This is a genomic window from Rhodoferax sp. GW821-FHT10B06 (assembly GCF_059415605.1).
The window spans coordinates 1-1,234 of sequence record NZ_JBWKNO010000038.1 but is presented as its reverse complement, the minus strand read 5'-3'; the positions used below and the strand labels follow the sequence as shown (position 1 = coordinate 1,234).

At 57.5% G+C, this 1,234-nt stretch carries 1 protein-coding gene; it reads left to right on the top strand.

The window, feature by feature from the left end:
• Positions 1-458 precede the first annotated feature (458 nt).
• A partial coding sequence (locus AC07O2_RS25930; protein WP_495234991.1) for an MCP four helix bundle domain-containing protein occupies positions 459-1,234 on the top strand: 776 nt, incomplete at its 3' end.

Sequence of the window (1,234 nt, the reverse complement as noted above, 5' to 3'; positions counted from 1 at the left end):
GCATCAAACCCGCCATGGGCAAGCTCAGCGCGCCCAAGGCCGCCAGCACCAACGACGACGACTGGACCAGCTTTTAATTCATGCCAGCTGCGGCGGTTCTGCGCGGGCAGGGCCGCCTCGCGCTTGTGAAGGATATTGCCTGCTGGCGCAGGTTTTATCTGCGCTGGAAGCTATCAAATGCATAGCTGTTGAGCCGATGTATCCCGTGCACGTGCGGAAACCGCCAGGGCATTGGCGGCATATATTTCTAGCATTTCGCGAACCATGCGTGTAAGCGGGTGTAAATTACCGCAGAATTCCGCGCTTGAATCGCGAGCTGCCCTGCATGGTTGAGCGCACAACCCGTACTGCGCATACCGCCTACATGCCATTGGGCGTATTGCCCACTGTGCTCTACTGGCCCGGCTGCCTGCCTTTCTGTTCAACCTCCTTACGTAACTTCTGAGAGAGACGCTGCTATGCCAAGCTTTATTAAGAACCTGTCCATCGCAAAGCGCCTGGGCCTGGGTTTCGCCCTGGTGCTGATCATGTCCTTGATCAGTATCTTGGTGGGTCTTTCTCGGTTGAGCGCGGTTGCGCAGGCCACGCAGAACATGGTGGAGGAGCCACTCAAGACCGAGCGTCTGGTGAGCGATTGGTATCGGAACATCCACACAGGCGTGCGCCGCACGGGCGCCATCGCCAAAAGCAGTGATCCTTCCGTAGCTGCTTACTTTGCAGAAGACCAAGCCGAGTCGTCCAAGACATCGGCCGAGTTCCAGAAGAAGCTGGAAGAGGTCATCAATACCGACGAGGAAAAAGCCCTCTATGCAGAAATTGGGGCCGCCCGAAAAACATATGTAGCTGCCCGTGACGAAATTCTTGCCTTCAAGAAGGATGGCAAAGAGGATGAGGCGAACAAGGTGTTGACCGACAAGTTTGTACCCGCCTCCAAAGTGTATTTGGCTAAGATGGATGCGTTGCTGTCTCAGCAGCGTACGCAAATTGACAGCATTGCCAAGCAAATCCACGCCAACTATGAAGCCAGCCGCAGCCTGATGGTTGCGCTGGGTGTGGTCAGCCTGCTGCTGAGCCTGGTTTGCGCCTGGCTGATCTCAGGCTCCATCACCCGTCCCCTGGTGCAGGCTACCGGTGTGGCGCGCCAAGTGGCCGGAGGCGACCTGACCGCCCACATCGACAACCGCAGCACCGACGAAGTCGGCCAGCTGCTGTCCAGCCTGCAAGACATGCAGGC